Below are 16,159 nucleotides of genomic sequence, written 5' to 3' on the forward strand. Positions count from 1 at the left end.
GCGCCGCCGGAATCCCTCGGGGCAGCAGCTAGCAGCTACGGGATTAGCCGTTCCATTACTGCGAGAGGCTGATCATATAGCCGCGACATAACCAAAAGCATCGAGTTGCTCCTGCGTGCGCAGCCGATAACCGATGGCCAGTTCGGTCACCAGATAGATCGGGCGGGCAGGATCGGGCTCGATGCGGTTCCGCAGCTTCTTCATGAGGATACGCAAATACTGCACATCCTCGTCCGGCTCCTGCGGCCAAAGCTCGCGCATCAACTGCCGATGGGTCATGACGCTGCCGTGATGGACCGCCAGCAGGCGCAGCAGGGCGAACTGCTTGGGCGAAAGTATGATGGCGGCGCCGTCGCGGCTGACGAGGCGCCGGGCCAGATCGATGGCGAGGCCGCCGACCTTGACCACCGGATCGGCGGTTTCCTGGCGAACGACGCGCCGGAGCACCACCCGCACCCGCGCCAGCAGTTCGCCCATGCCGAAGGGCTTGACGATGTAGTCGTCCGCGCCGCTTTCCAGAAGCTTGATCTTCTCGGTTTCGGACTTTCGGACCGACAACACGATGACCGGAACCTGCGACCAGCCGCGCAGCGTCTCGACCACGCTCGCGCCGTCGGCGTCCGGGAGGCCGAGATCGAGCACGACCAGATCGGGCTGGCGCATCACGGCAATCTCGTTGGCCGCCTGGGCCGTGTCGGCCTCGACGACCCGGAAGCCGTTCATCTCAAGCCCGGCCCGCAGGAAGCGGCGGATCGGCGCCTCATCGTCGACAACGAGAACCAGAGGTGCCTGGGAATGCTCCGCAGCGTCAGTCATGGTCCTCGTCATCCCCCGTCGCTTCGCTGACCGGAAGCGTGATGCGCATGGTCGTGCCCCTGCCCGGACCTTCGCTGATCGCGGTGACACGCCCGCCATTGGCCTCCACGAAAACCCGGGCGATCGTCAAGCCCAACCCGCTGCCGCCGGCGACATCGGCATAGCGGCGGCCGCGCTGGAAGCGCTCGAACACCAGCTCGGCCTCCCCCGCCTCGAGGCCGTGGCCGGCATCGGCGATCTCGATGGCGAGCTCCTCGCCATCGCGCCGGATGGCGACTTCGATCGCGCCGCCGGGCGGGGTGTACTTGCCGGCATTCTCCAGGATGTTGACGAGCGCCTGCGCCAGCAGGACAGGGTCGATGCGGATCAGCGGCAGCCCGTGGTCGAAGCGGCGGCGGAGCGGATGTCCCGCCAGCCGCTCGGCGACGGTCATCAGCGCGTCGTTGACGACATCGGCCGGGTCCGTCTCCTGCAGGCGCGGCTGCAAGGCGCCTGCACGGATCCGGCCGAGATCGAGCACATCCTGGATCAGTCGGTCGAGGCGCCTCGCCTCGGTTTCGATGCCGGTGGCGAGCTCGCGAAGCTGCGGCCGCTCATTGATATCCGGCACATGCGCGAGCACGCTGGCCGAGCCGGTGATGCCGGCGAGCGGCGTCCGCAGTTCATGCGAAACCGCCTCGACCAGGATGTCCCGCAACTCGTCGGTCCGTTGCCGCAGGCGGCGCTCGTCCAGGACCTTCCGGACGCCGAGCCGCTCCAGCGAAACCGCGGCCTCGCCGAGCAGGCCGCGCGCCAGTTCGCCCATCCGGGTGCCGCCGGTCTGATCCTGCGCCGGCAGCTCGACGGCGAGCACCAACGCGAGATCGCTGCCGCTCGCGGCGCGGCAGAGCAGCCAGCGGCCGATGCCGGGCAGTTCGATGCTTTCAGTGGTCTCCCGCTCCTCACGCAGGAACGCGACCGCCGCCTCCGACAACCGCCCGGTGACATCAGGCGCGAAGGCCGAGTTGACCACGCGCGTCTTGCCCTCCGTCCCAGCGAACAGGGCGATCGGCCGATCGAGGCTCGTCGCTAGATGCTCGGCGAGGATGGCGAGGACGGCATCGACATCGCGCGCGGAGGCGATGGCGTCACTGAGCGCATAGACCTGCCTGATATGCTGCTCGCGCGCGCGCACAGCGACCATATGGCGGCGCAGGCGCCCGGCGAGCTGCCCGACCGTCAGGGCGACCAGCAGCGAGGTCACCAGGTCGATCAGCCGCGAGGGCGTGAAGACCAGAACGCGGAACAGAGGCGGATAGAGCAGCGTCGTCATGATCGCGCCGAGCAGGGCGGCCAGCACAGCCGGCCCCGTCCCGTAGCGCACGGCCGCCAGCAGCACCGGCAGCATGTAGATGGCGGAAACGCTGTCGAGCGGGGTGAACCAGAGCATCGCTGCGGCAAAGCCGGTCGCCACCAGCACGAAGCCGCTGGCGAGGGCGTAGCCGCGTATCGAAGCCCAGCTGGTCAGTGCCATGAAACGCGCTCTTCCAGCGACCGCACAGTTATCCGGGCTTTACTGGACGAGGCGCCCATCGCGCGCAATCGGCCTGCGTCGGAGCCGCCCTGGCGGCCCCGGCGCTCGCTATTCCAGATCTCCGAGAATGGTCAGGCCAGCGCCAGCCGCCAGGATCGCGGCCGTGGCGAGGCCGAGGAACAGGCCGTGCTCGACCACACCGGGGATCGAGGCCAGCGCAGCCGACAGCGCCTCGGGCTCGGCGATGGCGCAGAGATGCGCATCGAGGATGTAGTGGCCGCCATCGGTCAGCAGCACGCTGCCGTCCGGCTTGCGGCGCAAAACGAGATCGCCCGAAGCGCCGGCCGCTGCGATCGCGGCGAGGACGGCGCGGCGCGTCACCTCGAGCCCAAAGGGAACGACCTCGATCGGCAGCGGAAAGCGCCCGAGCTGCGGCACCAGCTTGCTGTCATCGGCGATCACCACCATCCGGGCCGAGGCCGAGGCGACGATCTTCTCGCGCAGCAACGCCGCGCCGCCGCCCTTGATCAGGCGAAGGCTGCTGTCGACCTCGTCGGCGCCATCGATGGTGAGGTCGAGCTCCGGCGTCTCCTCGAGCGTCGACATCGGGATCCCGAGCCCGCGTGCCTGCGCCTCTGTCACCTCCGAGGTCGAGACGCAGATGACGTCGAGCCCCTTCGCAACGCGCTCACCCAGCAGATCGACGAAGTGCTTCGCCGTCGAGCCGGTGCCGAGGCCCAGCCGCATGCCCGGGCGCACCAGTTCGAGCGCACGGGCGGCCGCCAGCTTCTTCAGATCGTCCGGACTCATGCGCCGAGCCCGCCCATGAGCATGTACTTGATCTCGACGAACTCCTCGATGCCGTGGAGCGAGCCCTCGCGGCCGAGGCCGGATTCCTTGACACCGCCGAAGGGCGCGACCTCGGTGCCGAGCATGGCCGAGTTGATGCCGACCATGCCGTATTCGAGTTCTTCGGCTACGCGGAAGGCGCGGCCGAGATCCTTCGAATAGAAATAGGCGGCGAGCCCGAAGGGCGTGTCGTTGGCCATCGCGACGACCTCGTCCTCGGTCTTGAAGCGGTAGACCGGGGCTACGGGACCGAAGGTCTCCTCGTTCGTTACCAGCATCTTGGTGGTGACGCCCGCAAGCACGGTCGGCTCGTAGAAGGTGCGGCCCAGCGCATGGCGCTTGCCGCCAACCATCACTTTGGCGCCATGGCTGAGCGCATCGGCGACATGGCGCTCGACCTTCTCGACCGCGCGCTCGTTGATCAGCGGGCCCTGGACGACGCCGACCTCGGTGCCGTTGCCGACCTTCATCTTGGCGACCTCGCCCGAGAACTTGGCGACGAACTCGTCATGGACGCCGTCCTGCACAAAGAGGCGGTTGGTGCAGACGCAGGTCTGGCCCATGTTGCGGAACTTGGCGGCGATCGCGCCCTGCACGGCAGCGTCGACATCGGCGTCGTCGAAGACGATGAAGGGCGCGTTGCCGCCGAGCTCGAGCCCGACCTTCTTCACGGTCGAGGCCGCCTGCTGCATCAAAAGCTTGCCGACCGGCGTCGAGCCGGTGAAGCCCATGAAGCGCACCGCAGGGTGCGAGGTCATGACCTTGCCGATCGCGACCGCATCCCCCGTGACCATGTTGAGCACGCCTTCGGGGAAGCCGGCGCGGATGGCGAGTTCCATCAGCGCCAGCGCCGTCAGCGGCGTGTCCGGCGCGGGCTTGACCACGAAGGTGCAGCCGGCGGCGAGGCCGGGCGAGCATTTGCGGGTGATCATCGCGGCCGGGAAGTTCCAGGGCGTGATCGCGGCGCAGACGCCGACGGGCTGCTTCTGGATGATGATGCGCGAGTTCGGGAAAGGCGAGGGAATCGTCTCGCCATAGATGCGCTTGGCTTCTTCCGCGTAGAACTCGACGAAGGAGGCGGCATAGGCGACCTCGCCGCGCGACTCGGTCAGCGGCTTGCCCTGCTCGGCCGTCATGATCTGCGCGAGATCCTCCTGGTTCGCCATGATCAGCTCGAACCATTTGCGCAGGATGCCGGAGCGCTCCTTGGCGGACTTCTTGGCCCAGGGCTTGAACGCGCGCGAGGCGGCTTCGACAGCAGCCGTGGTCTCGGCCTCGCCGAAGCGCGGCACCTTGGCGAGCACGTCGCCGGTCGCGGGGTTGTCGACCACGTCGACGCCCTCGCCGATCCAGGCGCCGCCGACATGGCACTGAGATTTCAGGAGGGTCGGATCGTTCAGCTTCAGCATGGCAGCCTCGGTGACGCGAAGGGGTGAATTCGCGCCTGCTCTAGCACGCCGGCCCCGCCGCTGACGACCGGCCAGAGGCGCATGGCGACAATCGTTCCTGCGCTTTTCGCCACCGCGAGCGGTGGATTATTTCGCCTGTGGCGTGCACACGGTCTTGTCGTCGAAGACGTAGCAGACGCTCATCTCGCCGGTGCGGATATTGACGCGGAAGATGCCGCCCTCGCGCTCATGCCGCGACGGCATCAGCGAGTAGTCGCTCGGCGGCTGGGGACCGGCCCCTTCTCCAGCCGGGAAGCAGACGGTGAGGCCTACGCCGCCTTCCTTGAGCTGGAACTGGCAGGCGGCGACCTCGCCAGTCGCCTTGTCGATGCGGTAGACGCGGTTGAGATCGCTCTGCGGCGCCGGCGCGAATTCGAAGGGCGCAGCCAAAACCGCGCCACCCAGTGCCAGCAGGCCGCCGAGAGCCAGGCCCGTCAATCGTCCCAGGGTTTTCGACACCGCAACATTCCTCCACGAATCGAGCGAAGAATACACCATTGTCCGGCCGAAGGATGGCCGCCGCACGGCGCTTTGCGAGACCGGCCTCGCGCGTGGTCGGAGTTCGTCGCGCCAGGCTCACCGTGCAGCCGCAGCGCTTGCAAAGCCCCGCCCGAACGCCTTTAAGCAGGCAGCCCGGCCGCCAGGAGAAGCCAGCAGATGAGCCTGCCCCCGATCGTCGTCTTCGATCTCGACGGAACGCTGGCCGAAACGGCCCCCAACATCATGCAGACGCTGAACGTCATCCTGGAGCGCGAGGGCCTGCCGGCGCTGCCGCTGGAGCGGGCACGCGAACTGGTCGGCGCCGGAGCGCGCGCGCTGATCGAGCGCGGCTTCCGCGTCTCCGGCCGGCCGCTCGACGGCGAGACGCTGGAGCGCCTCTTCGCGGATTTCCTGCTGATCTATGCCGAGGACGTCGCTTCCACCAGCCATCTCTTCGACGGCGTGCTGCCGGCCCTGGATGCGCTCGAGGCCGATGGCTACGCGCTCGCGGTCTGCACGAACAAGCCGATCCTGCACACGCGGCTGATCCTCGACCATTTCGGCATCGCGGAGCGTTTCTCGGCTGTCGCCGGCCGCGACAGCTTCCCCTACCACAAACCCGATCCGCGGCACCTGACGCTGACCATCGAGGCCGCCAAGGCGGACCCGGCGCGGGCGGTGATGATCGGCGATTCGCGCACCGACATCGCGACCGCGCGCGCAGCCGGCATTCCAACCATCTGCGTCCCCTTCGGCTACACCGACGTGCCGATCGAAACGCTGGAGCCGGATCTGGTCATCCAGCATTTCGACGCCCTGCCTGGCGCCGTGCGGCAAATCCTCGGCCGGGTGCCGCAGAAGGTCGGCGACGAGGTCGCAGCGCATCCTTGACGTCGCCGCGCGCGGCGACTAGGAGAGGCGCCGGTCCGGGCGACTAGCTCAGCGGTAGAGCACTCCCTTCACACGGGAGTGGTCACAGGTTCGATCCCTGTGTCGCCCACCATTTTCCTCAGTAATGACAGACCTCGCCGCGCATCAGCGCGCAGGCCGCTGGATGGAACGCGCGCCGAGCGCTGGAGGCATCCGGGGGGCCTGTTCCCGTCGCGGTCTTCGAATTGCCTCCCGCGCCTGATCGACCAGCATCCAGCTTGCTTCGGCCTGACGGCGGCACAGGCCATGGACGCCGCCGCGTGGGCATCGCAGAGAAAATTAACATTAAACTGTGACCTACCCTAAAAGACTGGTTTACAAATCGTTAAAATCTTAGCTAATGCCACCCCAGTCAGTGTTGGTTGGCGTCATGGCTCAGGCCCTTTTCATTGCGGCACTTATGGTCGGCACCGCCGGCTTGGCCTGGCTGGTCGCCGATTCGTCTCATCGCGCGCTCGACCTTCGCGACTTCCTTGCCAAGCCTTTTGCGCCGACCGTCCCCAAAGTCCTGGCGCCGGCCGACCAGGCCTGACGTTCGCTGATCCGGCAGGGTCTGCGCCCCCTGCTCGACAGCGGCCGCGCGTCATCGTTTCGCTCATGCCGGCATCAGAGCTTTTCCAGCTCGATTGCTGCTGCGCCGCCTCGACCGCGGGAGACGGTCGTCTCAGCCGCGCTCCTCGTCCGCCTGGCGCATTTCCCATTGGCGGTTCAGCCTGAGCGCCAGCAAAGTCACGACGGCGCCGGAGAGCAGATAGGCGCCGGCCGAGATCAGGCCGAAGCGGGTCGAAAGCACCAGCGCGGCCAGCGGCGCGAAGCCTGCCCCGAAGAGCCAGGCGAGGTCCGAGGTCAGGGCCGAGCCGGTGTAGCGATAGGTCGGCGAAAAGGCGGCTGCGACCGAGCCGGAGGACTGCCCGAAAGACAGGCCGAGCAGGATGAAGCCTCCGATCATGAAGACGATCTCGCCGGCGAAGCCGCCATCCAGCAGTTGCGGGGCGAAGCCGCTGAAGACCGCGATGGCGATCGCGCAGCCGCCGAGCAGCGCCCGCCGGCCGATCCGGTCCGCGATCACGCCCGAGGCGACGATCGCCAGAGCACCGAAGACGGCGCCGACGGCCTCGATCACCAGGAAGCGCGCGGGACCCTCCTGCGTGAAGAGATAGACCCAGGAGAGCGGGAACACCGTGACCATGTGGAACATGGCGAAGCTCGCGAGCGGCGCGAAGGCCCCGATCAGGACATGGCGCCCCTCGGCCCGCAGCGTGTCGCGGACGCGCGCGGGCTGCAGCTCGCGGGTCTCGAACAGCTTCTGGTAGTCAGGCGTCACCACCATGCGCAGCCGGGCAAACAGCGCCACGACATTGATCGCGAAAGCGACGAAGAAGGGATAGCGCCAGCCCCAGCCGTAGAAATCCTCGGCCGAGAGATTGCCGACGAAGAAGGCGAAGAGCCCGCTCGCCACGATGAGGCCGAAGGGCGCGCCCAGCTGCGGGATCATCGCATACCAGCCGCGATGGCGCTGCGGCGCGTTGAGCGCGAGCAGCGAGGCCAGGCCGTCCCAGGTGCCGCCCAGCGCGATGCCCTGTCCGATCCGCGCCAGCGCCAGCAGCCAGATCGAGGCGACGCCGATGCTCTCATAGCTCGGCAGGAAACCGATGGAGCAGGTCGAGGTGCCGAGCAGGAAGAGCGCGATGGTCAACTTGGCGCTCTTGCCAACCTTGCGGTCGATCGCCGTGAAGATGACCGTGCCGAGCGGGCGCGCGATGAAGGCCAGCGCGAAGATGGCGAAGGAATAGAGCGTGCCCGTCAGCGGATCGGTGAAGGAGAAGACCAGCCTCGGGAAGACGATGACCGAGGCGATGGCGTAGACGAAGAAATCGAAGAACTCGGAGGTGCGGCCGATGATGACGCCGATCGCCATCTCACCGGGATTGACTGCTCCGTGCGTCTCGCTGAGATGGCTGGAATCGCGTTCCGCCGTGGCTGGCATGTGAGCCATGTTCTGCACCGTCGCGCGTGGTTCCGAGGAATGAGCGCCGCAGCGCTTTGCCGCGGAGCGTGTCGTAGTGCAGTATCAACCAGGAACGCGACATAGGGCAAATTGTCCAATGTCGCCTTTGCTGCATTGCAGCTAACGGTCTCGCCTTCATAGCCGTGCGAAAGGTGGATGCCTTGAACCGTCTGCGTCTGGCCGCCCTGATCCCGCTCCTAGTCGTGCTCGGCGGCTGCAACTTCGTCGTCATGGCTCCGGCCGGGGACATCGCCGCCCAGCAGCGCGACCTCATCGTGATCTCGACGGTGCTGATGCTGCTGATCATCGTCCCGGTGATGGCGCTGACCGTCTTCTTCGCCTGGCGCTACCGCGCCGCAAACAAGGAGGCGACCTACAAGCCGGACTGGGACCACTCTACCGGGCTCGAGCTCGTCATCTGGGCGGCGCCGCTGCTGATCATCATCTGCCTGGGCGCGATCACCTGGATGGGCACGCATCTGCTCGACCCGTATCGCAAGCTGGACCGCATCGCCGCCGGCAAGCCGGTTCCAGAAACCGTCAAGCCGCTCGAGGTCGAGGTCGTGGCGCTCGACTGGAAATGGCTGTTCATCTACCCCGAGCAGGGCATCGCGACCGTCAACGAGCTCGCGGCGCCGGTCGACCGGCCGATCCATTTCCGCATCACCGCCTCCTCGGTGATGAACTCGTTCTACATCCCGGCGCTGGCCGGAATGATCTATGCTATGCCTGCGATGCAGACGCGGCTCCACGCCGTGATCAACCATCCCGGCCGCTACACCGGCTTCTCGGCGAATTACAGCGGCGCCGGCTTCTCCGGCATGCGCTTCTCGTTCCTCGGCCTGTCGGACGGCGATTTCGAGGGCTGGGTCGCGAAAGCGAAGGAAGCCGGCGGCACGCTCGACCGCGCCGCCTATCTCGAACTCGAACGCCCGAGCGAGAACGTGCCGGTCAGGTTCTTCGCCTCGGCCGAGGCGAAGCTGTTCGACGCGATCCGCAATCTCTGCGTTCAGCCCGGCAAGATGTGCATGAGCGAGATGATGGCCCATGACGCCAAGGGCGGCCTCGGCCTCGCCGGAATCCACAACACGCTGCCGCTGACCTACGACAAGACCACCCGCCGCGGCGCCGTCTTCGGGGACGAGCCACGCTACATCGCCTCGATCTGCACGACCGAAGAGGCGGAAGCGATGATGGCCCAGGCGCCCGCCGACACCACGCCGCGCAACCTCACGCCGATGCGCGGGCTCGGCCTGCCGCTGCCGCTGTTCTCACCGCGCGGCACGCCATCGCTGTCGCAGCTCGCCGTGCCGAGCCGGCCGTCCAATTCCTGAAGCGAGTGTCCCGGTGTCTGAAGCGTCCACCCAAACCTCGATGATCCTCGGCAAGCTCACGCTGCAGTCGTTCCCGCTGCATGAGCCGATCGTGGTCGCGACCTTCGTGGTCGTGGCGCTCGGCGGCATCGCCGTCGTCGGCGCGCTGACCTATTTCCGGCTCTGGGGCTATCTCTGGCGCGAGTGGTTCACCTCGGTCGACCACAAGAAGATCGGCATCATGTACATGGTGCTAGGCCTGATCATGCTGCTGCGCGGCTTCGCCGACGCGGTCATGATGCGGATACAGCAGGCCTGGGCCTTCAACGGCTCCGAGGGCTACCTCAACGCCCACCACTACGACCAGATCTTCACCGCGCACGGCACGATCATGATCTTCTTCGTCGCCATGCCGCTGGTGACGGGGCTGATGAACTATGTCGTGCCGCTGCAGATCGGCGCGCGCGACGTCTCCTTCCCCTTCCTCAACAATTTCAGCTTCTGGATGACCACGGCCGGCGCCGTGCTGGTGATGATGTCGCTGTTCATCGGCGAGTTCGCGCGCACCGGCTGGCTCGCCTACCCGCCGCTCTCGGGCATCGCCTACAGTCCGGATGTCGGGGTCGACTATTACATATGGGCGCTGCAGGTCGCCGGCGTCGGCACGACCTTATCGGGCATCAACCTGATCTGCACGATCGTGAAGATGCGGGCGCCCGGCATGTCGCTGATGAAGATGCCGATCTTCACCTGGACCGCGCTCTGCTCCAACGTACTGATCGTCGCTAGCTTCCCGGTGCTGACGGCGACGCTGGCCCTGCTGACGCTCGACCGCTATGTCGGCACCAACTTCTTCACGAACGACTTCGGCGGCAACCCGATGATGTACGTGAACCTGATCTGGATCTGGGGCCATCCGGAGGTCTACATCCTGATCCTGCCGGCCTTCGGCATCTTCTCGGAGGTGACCTCGACCTTCTCGGGCAAGCGGCTCTTCGGCTATACCTCGATGGTCTATGCGACGGTGGTCATCACCATCCTGTCCTACCTGGTCTGGCTGCACCACTTCTTCACGATGGGCTCGGGCGCGAGCGTGAACTCGTTCTTCGGGATCACGACGATGATCATCTCGATCCCGACCGGCGCGAAAATCTTCAACTGGCTGTTCACCATGTATCGCGGCCGCATCCGCTACGAAGAGCCGATGATGTGGACGGTCGCCTTCATGCTGACCTTCGTCATCGGCGGCATGACCGGCGTTCTGCTCGCCGTGCCGCCGGCCGATTTCGTGCTGCATAACAGCCTGTTCCTGGTGGCGCATTTCCACAACGTCATCATCGGCGGCGTGCTCTACGGGTTGCTCGCGGGCATCGTCTACTGGTGGCCGAAGGCCTTCGGCTTCCGCCTGCACCCGACGATGGGGAAGATCTCGTTCTGGTTCTGGGTCATCGGCTTCTGGGTCGCGTTCACGCCGCTCTATGTGCTCGGCCTGATGGGCGTGACGCGGCGGATGCGGGTCTTCGACGATCCGTCGCTGCAGATCTGGTTCGTCATCGCCGGCTTCGGCGCCGCGCTGATCTTCCTCGGCATCGTCTTCTTCCTGCTGCAGATCGCCTACAGCATCTGGAAGCGCCATGAGCTGCGCGACGAGACCGGCGATCCCTGGGACGGGCGCACGCTGGAGTGGGCGACCTCCTCGCCGCCGCCGGCCTACAACTTCGCCTTCACTCCCGTGATCCACGACAACGATGCCTGGACCGACATGAAGCGCCGCGGCTATGTGCGGCCGCTCAGCGGCTTCAAGCCGATCCACATGCCGCGCAACACCGGCACGGGTATCATCCTGGCCGGCATCTCGCTGGCGCTCGGCTTCGCCCTGATCTGGCATATCTGGTGGCTGGCGGCGCTGTGCTTCGCGGCGATCATCGTCACGGCGATCGCGCACAGCTTCAACTATGACCGCGACTTCCACATCCCCGCCGCGGACGTCGTGCAAGCCGAGGACGAGCGCACGCGCCGCCTCGCCGGATCGAGGGCCTGATCGTCATGGCAAGCACGATCACCGCTTCGCAGACCGGCGAAGCGCCCGTCTTCTACCTGAAGGACGAGCATCCGCATCCGGAGGGCCACAGCACGCCGCTGGGCTTCTGGATCTACCTGATGAGCGACTGCCTCATCTTCGCGGTGCTGTTCGCGATCTACGGCGTTCTCGGCACGAACTATGCCGCCGGCCCCGGGCCGAAAGACCTGTTCGACCTGAACCTCGTCGCGCTCAACACTGCGATGCTGCTGTTCTCCTCGATCACCTATGGCTTCGCCATGCTGACCATGGTGCAGGGTCGGGTCGCGGCAACCCAGGGCTGGCTTGCGGTGACGGCGCTGTTCGGCCTCGCCTTCCTCGGCATCGAGCTCTACGAGTTCCATCACCTGATCAGCATCGGCGCGACGCCGCAGCGCAGCGCCTTCCTGTCGTCCTTCTTCGTGCTGGTCGGCACGCATTGGCTGCACGTCACCTTCGGCACGATCTGGCTTTTCACGCTGATGGTGCAGGTGGCGCGGCACGGGCTGATCACCGCGAACCGCCGCCGGCTGATGTGCCTCTCGATGTTCTGGCATTTCCTCGACGTCATCTGGATCGGCGTCTTCACCTTCGTCTATCTGTTGGGGATGCTGCGATGAGCTCCGAAACCAACGCCCAGCACCAGCACGACGCCGATCACGGCTCGGAAGAGCAGGCGCACGGCTCCTTCCGCGGCTACATGACCGGCTTCGTGCTCTCGGTGTTCCTCACCGCGATCCCGTTCTGGCTGGTGATGAACAACGTGCTGGACAACAACCAGCTCACCGGCTTCGTGATCATGGGCTTCGCGGTGGTCCAGATCATCGTCCACATGGTCTACTTCCTGCACATGAACGGGCGCGCGGAAGGCGGCTGGAGCCTGCTGGCGCTGGTCTTCACGCTGATCCTGGTGGTGATCGCCCTCGCCGGCTCGCTATGGGTGATGTACCACCTCAACACCAACATGATGCCCGTCCACGACATGAAGCAGATGCCGTGACCGCGCATGCCGCGGCGAGAGCGCCGCGGTCGCTGCCCGTCGTTGTCGTCACCACCCTGCTCGCGCTGATCGGCATCGTGGGCTTGGCCGGGCTCGGTGTCTGGCAGGTGCAGCGCCTCGCGTGGAAACGGGCGCTGATCGAGCGTGTGGAGGCGCGAATCCATGCCGCGCCGGTCGCCGCTCCCGGGCCGGACCGCTGGGCGCGGGCCGAAGAGGACGAATATCTCCGGGTCGCCCTGCGGGGGCGTTTCCAGCACGAGCGCGAGACGCTGACGCAGGCCGTGACCGCGCGCGGCGGCGGCTTCTGGGTGCTGACACCGATGCTGACCGATGCCGGCTTCGCCGTGCTGGTCAATCGCGGCTTCGTACCGTCCGAGCGGCGCGAGCGGACAAGCCGAAGCGAGGGGTTGCCGGAAGGCGACGTCACCGTCACCGGACTCTTGCGCCTATCCGAGCCCGGCGGCGGCTTCCTGCGCGCGAACGCTCCGGCAAAGGACCGCTGGCATTCGCGAGACGTCCCCGCGATTGCCGAAACGCGCAAGTTGGCGGGGGCCGCGCCCTATTTCGTCGACGCCGACGCCACGCCGAATGCGGGCGGGTTCCCGATCGGCGGCCTCACCGTGCTGCGCTTTCCGAACAGCCATCTGGTCTATGCCGTGACCTGGTTCACGCTGGCGCTGATGCTCGCGGGCGGCGCTCTCTTGGTGCTGCGGAGCGAATATCGGCTGCGGCGCGGCGCTGGTTCGCGCTGACGGCGGCAAATCTTCGCGCGCGAACGGCCCGGAATTGAAATTGTTCCGCCCCGTGGCACCGACGACACTGTCGAGGCGCCGCAGACGGGTTACATTCTTTCCGGCTGGGGGAGCCACCGCATATCGCTCAAGAGGGGTGATGGACGCTTTCACCATGATCATCCTCGCCTGCGTGACGGGCGAGCCCAGTTGCACGACCGCACGCGTTGCGGACGCGCAGTTCACCAGTGTCGAGGCCTGCGAGGCGCGTGTCGACGCGATCACCGCATCGATGACGAAGGAATTGGGGCAACGGCTGGAGCTGAAGGGTCGCGAAGTGACCTATGACGTCAGCTGCATGAGCCGCCAGCAATTGCAGGACAATTTCGGCATCGCCGATCGCAGCGCCTGATTCCAGGCCTGAAGCCTTGCATCGTCACCTGGCGGTAAGCAGCGCCAGCGCCGCAGCCATGGCGATGCCATAGCTGCGGCAGGCGCGTCGGGCCCGGGCGCTCGTAATCGCGGCAGCTTCCACGCGTTCCAAACGGCCATGTTGCACCCGCGCAACGGGCGCGGCGAAAGCCCGCATGGTCGCATCGTTGTGAAGACGGCTCGATTGCACGGCTTACGGCTCTCTGACAGGACATTGAGGAGATGTTGACTTTTTCTGGTCAGCTTCGTGTCCGCGCCCCCTTCGCCCGCCTGCCCGAGGTCCCGATGAACCGCTCCTTCCGTATGGCCATCTACACTGGCCTTGGCATGCTCGCGCTCGCGACATCCGCCCGCGCCGAGATCGACCCTCTGACCCGCCAGCCGCTCTTCCAGTACGAGGATCCGGCGAAGGCACAGGCGACCGCAATCCCGCGCGAGATCGTCTCCTATGACGGCAAGCACCGCCCCGGCACGATCGTGATCAACACGAGCGAGCGCCGCCTTTACCTGGTGATGCCCGATGGCAAGGCCATGCGTTACGGCGTCGGCGTCGGCCGCCCGGGCTTCGACTGGGCCGGCGCCCAGACGATCACCCGCAAGCAGGAATGGCCGACCTGGACCCCGCCGGCGCAGATGCTCAAGCGCCGCCCCGACCTGCCGCGCTTCATGCCCGGCGGCCCGGAAAACCCGATGGGCGCGCGCGCGCTCTATCTCGGTTCGACGCTCTACCGCATCCACGGTTCGAACGAGCCGGAGACGATCGGCCAGGCAGTCTCCTCAGGCTGCATCCGCATGCTGAACGAGGACGTCATCGACCTCTACGAGCGCGTGAGAGTCGGCACCCGCGTCGTCGTCGCACGCTGAAGATATCTCCGAGCAGCACGAAAGCCGGCGGCGACGCCGGCTTTTCTCGTTTCGGACGGCTGCATTGCCTGTGCCGGACCGCGCCGGTATCCCTCGCTGCAGCATGTCACTGTCTTGCGAGAATGAACGTGGATGATGTCGTCAATGCCTTCGTGCCCGGGCCGCGGGTCAGAATCCCAGGTCGAGCAGGCGGACCGCTGGCGGGACTGAGCTTCGCAGCCAAGGACCTCTTCGACGTCGCGGGGCTGCCGACAGGCGGCGGAAACCATGACTGGGTGAAGTTCAATCCCGTGCCGGAGAGCCATGGCTGGTCCGTCCAGACCTTGCTCGATGCCGGCGCGGATTTCGTCGGCAAGACCATCACCGACGAGGTCTCGCTCGGCATCCTCGGCGAGAACCCCTTCGACGGCACGCCGACCAATCCCGCAGCGCCCGACCGCGTGCCCGGCGGCTCCTCCTCGGGCTCGGCCGCCGCAGTCGCGGCCGGGCTCTGCGACACGGCGCTAGGCACCGATACGGGCGGCTCCGTGCGCGTGCCCTCGAGCTTCTGCGGCCTCTACGGCATCCGCCCGACCCATGGCCGCATCGACGTCACCGGGATGATGCCGCAGGCGCCGAGTTCCGACACCACCGGCTGGTTCGCGCGCGACGCCGAGACCTTTGTCCGGGTTTCCTCCGTCATGCTCGGCGAGGAGCCCGGCCCGCTACCGACGCGACTGCTGATCGCCGTCGATGCCTTCGGCTTCGCCGACCCGGAGGTCGCGGAAGCGCTGCAGCCTATGGTCGCGCGGCTGGCCGGGATCGTCGGCGAGGTGCGCGAGGAAATCATGGCGCCGCAGGGGCTTTCGGTCTGGTCGAAGGCCCAGCGCACGCTGCAGCCGGTCGAGGCGTGGGCGACCTTCCAGCCCTGGGTCGAGAGCGCCAATCCGCGCATGGCGTTCAGCGTCGTCGCCGGGCTGCTCAACGGCGCGCAGATGCCGGCCGCCGACAGAAGCTGGGCCTCGCTGATGCGGCAGGAAGCTCGCGCGAGGCTGCGCCACCTGCTGCCGCCGGGCACGATTCTTTGCTTGCCGACCACGCCCTTCCCGGCGCCGAAGCGCGGCCTGCCCCTCCCCGCCCTGCAACCCCTGCGCGACCGGATCAACTGCCTTTGCGCACAGGGGGGCCTGACCGGCTCGCCGCAGGTCAGCCTGCCCGGCGCGACCGTCGATGGCGCGCCGGTCGGCCTCTCGATCATCGGCGGGCGCGGCACGGATGCCGCGCTCGTCGCCGTTGCCCAAGCCATGGAGAACGCCGCGTGACCGACCTGACGCCGAACCTGCCCGAGATCGTCGCCGAGGTGGCGGCGCTGTTCGAGGCTTACGAGCAAGCCCTGGTCGACAAGAACGTCGAGGTGCTCGACGCGACCTTCTGGAACAGCCCCTACACGATCCGCTACGCCCTGCACGAGAACGGCTACGGCTTCGACGAGATCCACGGCCATCGCGTCAGGCGCCCGCCAGGGCCGGGCATCAAGGAGAAGCGGATCAGGCTCGAAATCCTGACGCTCGGGCGCGACATCGCCACGGTAAACCTGGAATTCAAGGTGCGAGGGCGCGATCTGATCGGCCGGCAGAGCCAGAACTGGGTGCGATTCCCCGATCTCGGCTGGAAGGTGATCGCGGCCCATGTCTCGACCATGAACGACGAAGCGCTCTATTGAGGCCGTGGAGAGCG

At 66.8% G+C, this 16,159-nt stretch carries 17 protein-coding genes and 1 tRNA gene; 12 read left to right on the forward strand and 6 right to left on the reverse strand.

Translation table 11 applies throughout. The annotated features are described in order from the left end of the window. Window positions 1–72: 72 nt before the first annotated feature. The 5 genes from ASE63_RS00300 to ASE63_RS00320 all read right to left on the reverse strand — a co-directional run bounded on the left by ASE63_RS00300 (window position 73) and on the right by ASE63_RS00320 (window position 5,064). Window positions 73–816: a response regulator gene (locus ASE63_RS00300; protein ID WP_056794851.1), complete on the reverse strand. Its 744-nt coding sequence runs from the start codon at window positions 814–816 to the stop codon at window positions 73–75. Continuing rightward, a complete protein-coding gene (locus ASE63_RS00305; protein WP_056794853.1) occupies window positions 809–2,329 on the reverse strand; it encodes an ATP-binding protein in 1,521 nt (506 codons plus the stop codon). The genes ASE63_RS00300 and ASE63_RS00305 overlap by 8 nt, the downstream gene beginning before the upstream one ends. Before the next feature lie 108 nt (window positions 2,330–2,437). Next, window positions 2,438–3,139 carry a ribose-5-phosphate isomerase RpiA gene (gene rpiA / locus ASE63_RS00310; RefSeq protein WP_056794856.1) on the reverse strand — a complete coding sequence of 234 codons (702 nt, stop codon included), beginning with the start codon at window positions 3,137–3,139 and terminating at the stop codon, window positions 2,438–2,440. Further along, entirely contained in the window at window positions 3,136–4,587 is a 1,452-nt protein-coding gene (locus tag ASE63_RS00315; RefSeq protein ID WP_056794858.1) for an NAD-dependent succinate-semialdehyde dehydrogenase, read from the reverse strand. The genes rpiA and ASE63_RS00315 overlap by 4 nt, the downstream gene beginning before the upstream one ends. Before the next feature lie 126 nt (window positions 4,588–4,713). Continuing rightward, the gene (locus tag ASE63_RS00320) at window positions 4,714–5,064 is read right to left on the reverse strand and encodes a hypothetical protein (RefSeq protein ID WP_244491258.1); all 351 of its coding nucleotides are present in this window, start codon (window positions 5,062–5,064) and stop codon (window positions 4,714–4,716) included. A gap of 219 nt (window positions 5,065–5,283) precedes the next feature. Here ASE63_RS00320 and gph point away from each other — a divergent pair, with 219 nt between their 5' ends. The 3 genes from gph to ASE63_RS28685 all read left to right on the forward strand — a co-directional run bounded on the left by gph (window position 5,284) and on the right by ASE63_RS28685 (window position 6,568). Next, window positions 5,284–5,997 carry a phosphoglycolate phosphatase gene (gene gph / locus ASE63_RS00325; RefSeq protein WP_056794863.1) on the forward strand — a complete coding sequence of 238 codons (714 nt, stop codon included), beginning with the start codon at window positions 5,284–5,286 and terminating at the stop codon, window positions 5,995–5,997. A 37-nt stretch (window positions 5,998–6,034) separates the two neighbouring features. Further along, window positions 6,035–6,109 (forward strand) — tRNA-Val (locus tag ASE63_RS00330). A 327-nt stretch (window positions 6,110–6,436) separates the two neighbouring features. Beyond that, window positions 6,437–6,568 carry a hypothetical protein gene (locus tag ASE63_RS28685; protein ID WP_280137427.1) on the forward strand — a complete coding sequence of 44 codons (132 nt, stop codon included), beginning with the start codon at window positions 6,437–6,439 and terminating at the stop codon, window positions 6,566–6,568. 132 nt (window positions 6,569–6,700) lie between these two features. On the opposite strand, the gene ASE63_RS00335 is transcribed toward ASE63_RS28685, so the two are convergent. Then, window positions 6,701–8,023, reverse strand: a complete 1,323-nt coding sequence (locus ASE63_RS00335) for an MFS transporter (RefSeq protein WP_056794866.1) — start codon at window positions 8,021–8,023, stop codon at window positions 6,701–6,703. Window positions 8,024–8,205: 182 nt separating this feature from the next. Here ASE63_RS00335 and cyoA point away from each other — a divergent pair, with 182 nt between their 5' ends. The 9 genes from cyoA (at window position 8,206) to ASE63_RS00380 (ending at window position 16,145) form a co-directional block, all read left to right on the forward strand. Then, window positions 8,206–9,378 (forward strand): ubiquinol oxidase subunit II, encoded by a 1,173-nt coding sequence (gene cyoA, locus ASE63_RS00340; protein WP_056796453.1) that lies wholly within the window; start codon window positions 8,206–8,208, stop codon window positions 9,376–9,378. A 40-nt stretch (window positions 9,379–9,418) separates the two neighbouring features. After that, window positions 9,419–11,398, forward strand: coding sequence for a cytochrome o ubiquinol oxidase subunit I (cyoB, locus tag ASE63_RS00345; protein ID WP_156410163.1), 1,980 nt, complete (start codon window positions 9,419–9,421; stop codon window positions 11,396–11,398). A 5-nt stretch (window positions 11,399–11,403) separates the two neighbouring features. Further along, window positions 11,404–12,036, forward strand: coding sequence for a cytochrome o ubiquinol oxidase subunit III (gene cyoC / locus ASE63_RS00350; RefSeq protein WP_056794873.1), 633 nt, complete (start codon window positions 11,404–11,406; stop codon window positions 12,034–12,036). Continuing rightward, on the forward strand, window positions 12,033–12,416 hold the full coding sequence (gene cyoD, locus ASE63_RS00355; RefSeq protein WP_056794876.1) for a cytochrome o ubiquinol oxidase subunit IV: 384 nt from the start codon (window positions 12,033–12,035) through the stop codon (window positions 12,414–12,416). The genes cyoC and cyoD overlap by 4 nt, the downstream gene beginning before the upstream one ends. A 32-nt stretch (window positions 12,417–12,448) precedes the next feature. Next, window positions 12,449–13,168, forward strand: coding sequence for an SURF1 family protein (locus ASE63_RS00360; protein WP_244491259.1), 720 nt, complete (start codon window positions 12,449–12,451; stop codon window positions 13,166–13,168). A gap of 154 nt (window positions 13,169–13,322) precedes the next feature. Further along, complete coding sequence (locus tag ASE63_RS00365) at window positions 13,323–13,559, forward strand: hypothetical protein (protein WP_156410127.1); 237 nt, start codon at window positions 13,323–13,325, stop codon at window positions 13,557–13,559. Window positions 13,560–13,801: 242 nt separating this feature from the next. Beyond that, complete coding sequence (locus tag ASE63_RS00370) at window positions 13,802–14,443, forward strand: L,D-transpeptidase (RefSeq protein ID WP_244491233.1); 642 nt, start codon at window positions 13,802–13,804, stop codon at window positions 14,441–14,443. Window positions 14,444–14,571: 128 nt separating this feature from the next. Next, complete coding sequence (locus tag ASE63_RS00375; protein ID WP_082609611.1) at window positions 14,572–15,744, forward strand: amidase; 1,173 nt, start codon at window positions 14,572–14,574, stop codon at window positions 15,742–15,744. Further along, on the forward strand, window positions 15,741–16,145 hold the full coding sequence (locus tag ASE63_RS00380; RefSeq protein WP_082609529.1) for an AtzH-like domain-containing protein: 405 nt from the start codon (window positions 15,741–15,743) through the stop codon (window positions 16,143–16,145). Before ASE63_RS00375 ends, ASE63_RS00380 begins: the two co-directional genes overlap by 4 nt. Window positions 16,146–16,159 lie beyond the last annotated feature (14 nt).

Origin of the sequence: Allobosea sp. Root381, from assembly GCF_001429395.1 — a bacterium.
Classification (GTDB): Bacteria; Pseudomonadota; Alphaproteobacteria; order Rhizobiales; family Beijerinckiaceae; genus Allobosea.

Excerpts from the sequence above, each read along its gene's own strand:
- ASE63_RS00300 (WP_056794851.1), bottom strand. The coding sequence starts at position 816 with ATGACTGACGCTGCGGAGCATTCCCAGGCACCTCTGGTTCTCGTTGTC.
- ASE63_RS00305 (WP_056794853.1), bottom strand. The coding sequence starts at position 2,329 with ATGGCACTGACCAGCTGGGCTTCGATACGCGGCTACGCCCTCGCCAGC.
- rpiA (WP_056794856.1), bottom strand. The coding sequence starts at position 3,139 with ATGAGTCCGGACGATCTGAAGAAGCTGGCGGCCGCCCGTGCGCTCGAA.
- ASE63_RS00315 (WP_056794858.1), bottom strand. The coding sequence starts at position 4,587 with ATGCTGAAGCTGAACGATCCGACCCTCCTGAAATCTCAGTGCCATGTC.
- gph (WP_056794863.1), top strand. The coding sequence starts at position 5,284 with ATGAGCCTGCCCCCGATCGTCGTCTTCGATCTCGACGGAACGCTGGCC.
- ASE63_RS28685 (WP_280137427.1), top strand. The coding sequence starts at position 6,437 with ATGGTCGGCACCGCCGGCTTGGCCTGGCTGGTCGCCGATTCGTCTCAT.
- ASE63_RS00335 (WP_056794866.1), bottom strand. The coding sequence starts at position 8,023 with ATGCCAGCCACGGCGGAACGCGATTCCAGCCATCTCAGCGAGACGCAC.
- cyoB (WP_156410163.1), top strand. The coding sequence starts at position 9,419 with ATGATCCTCGGCAAGCTCACGCTGCAGTCGTTCCCGCTGCATGAGCCG.
- cyoC (WP_056794873.1), top strand. The coding sequence starts at position 11,404 with ATGGCAAGCACGATCACCGCTTCGCAGACCGGCGAAGCGCCCGTCTTC.
- cyoD (WP_056794876.1), top strand. The coding sequence starts at position 12,033 with ATGAGCTCCGAAACCAACGCCCAGCACCAGCACGACGCCGATCACGGC.
- ASE63_RS00365 (WP_156410127.1), top strand. The coding sequence starts at position 13,323 with ATGATCATCCTCGCCTGCGTGACGGGCGAGCCCAGTTGCACGACCGCA.
- ASE63_RS00370 (WP_244491233.1), top strand. The coding sequence starts at position 13,802 with ATGTTGACTTTTTCTGGTCAGCTTCGTGTCCGCGCCCCCTTCGCCCGC.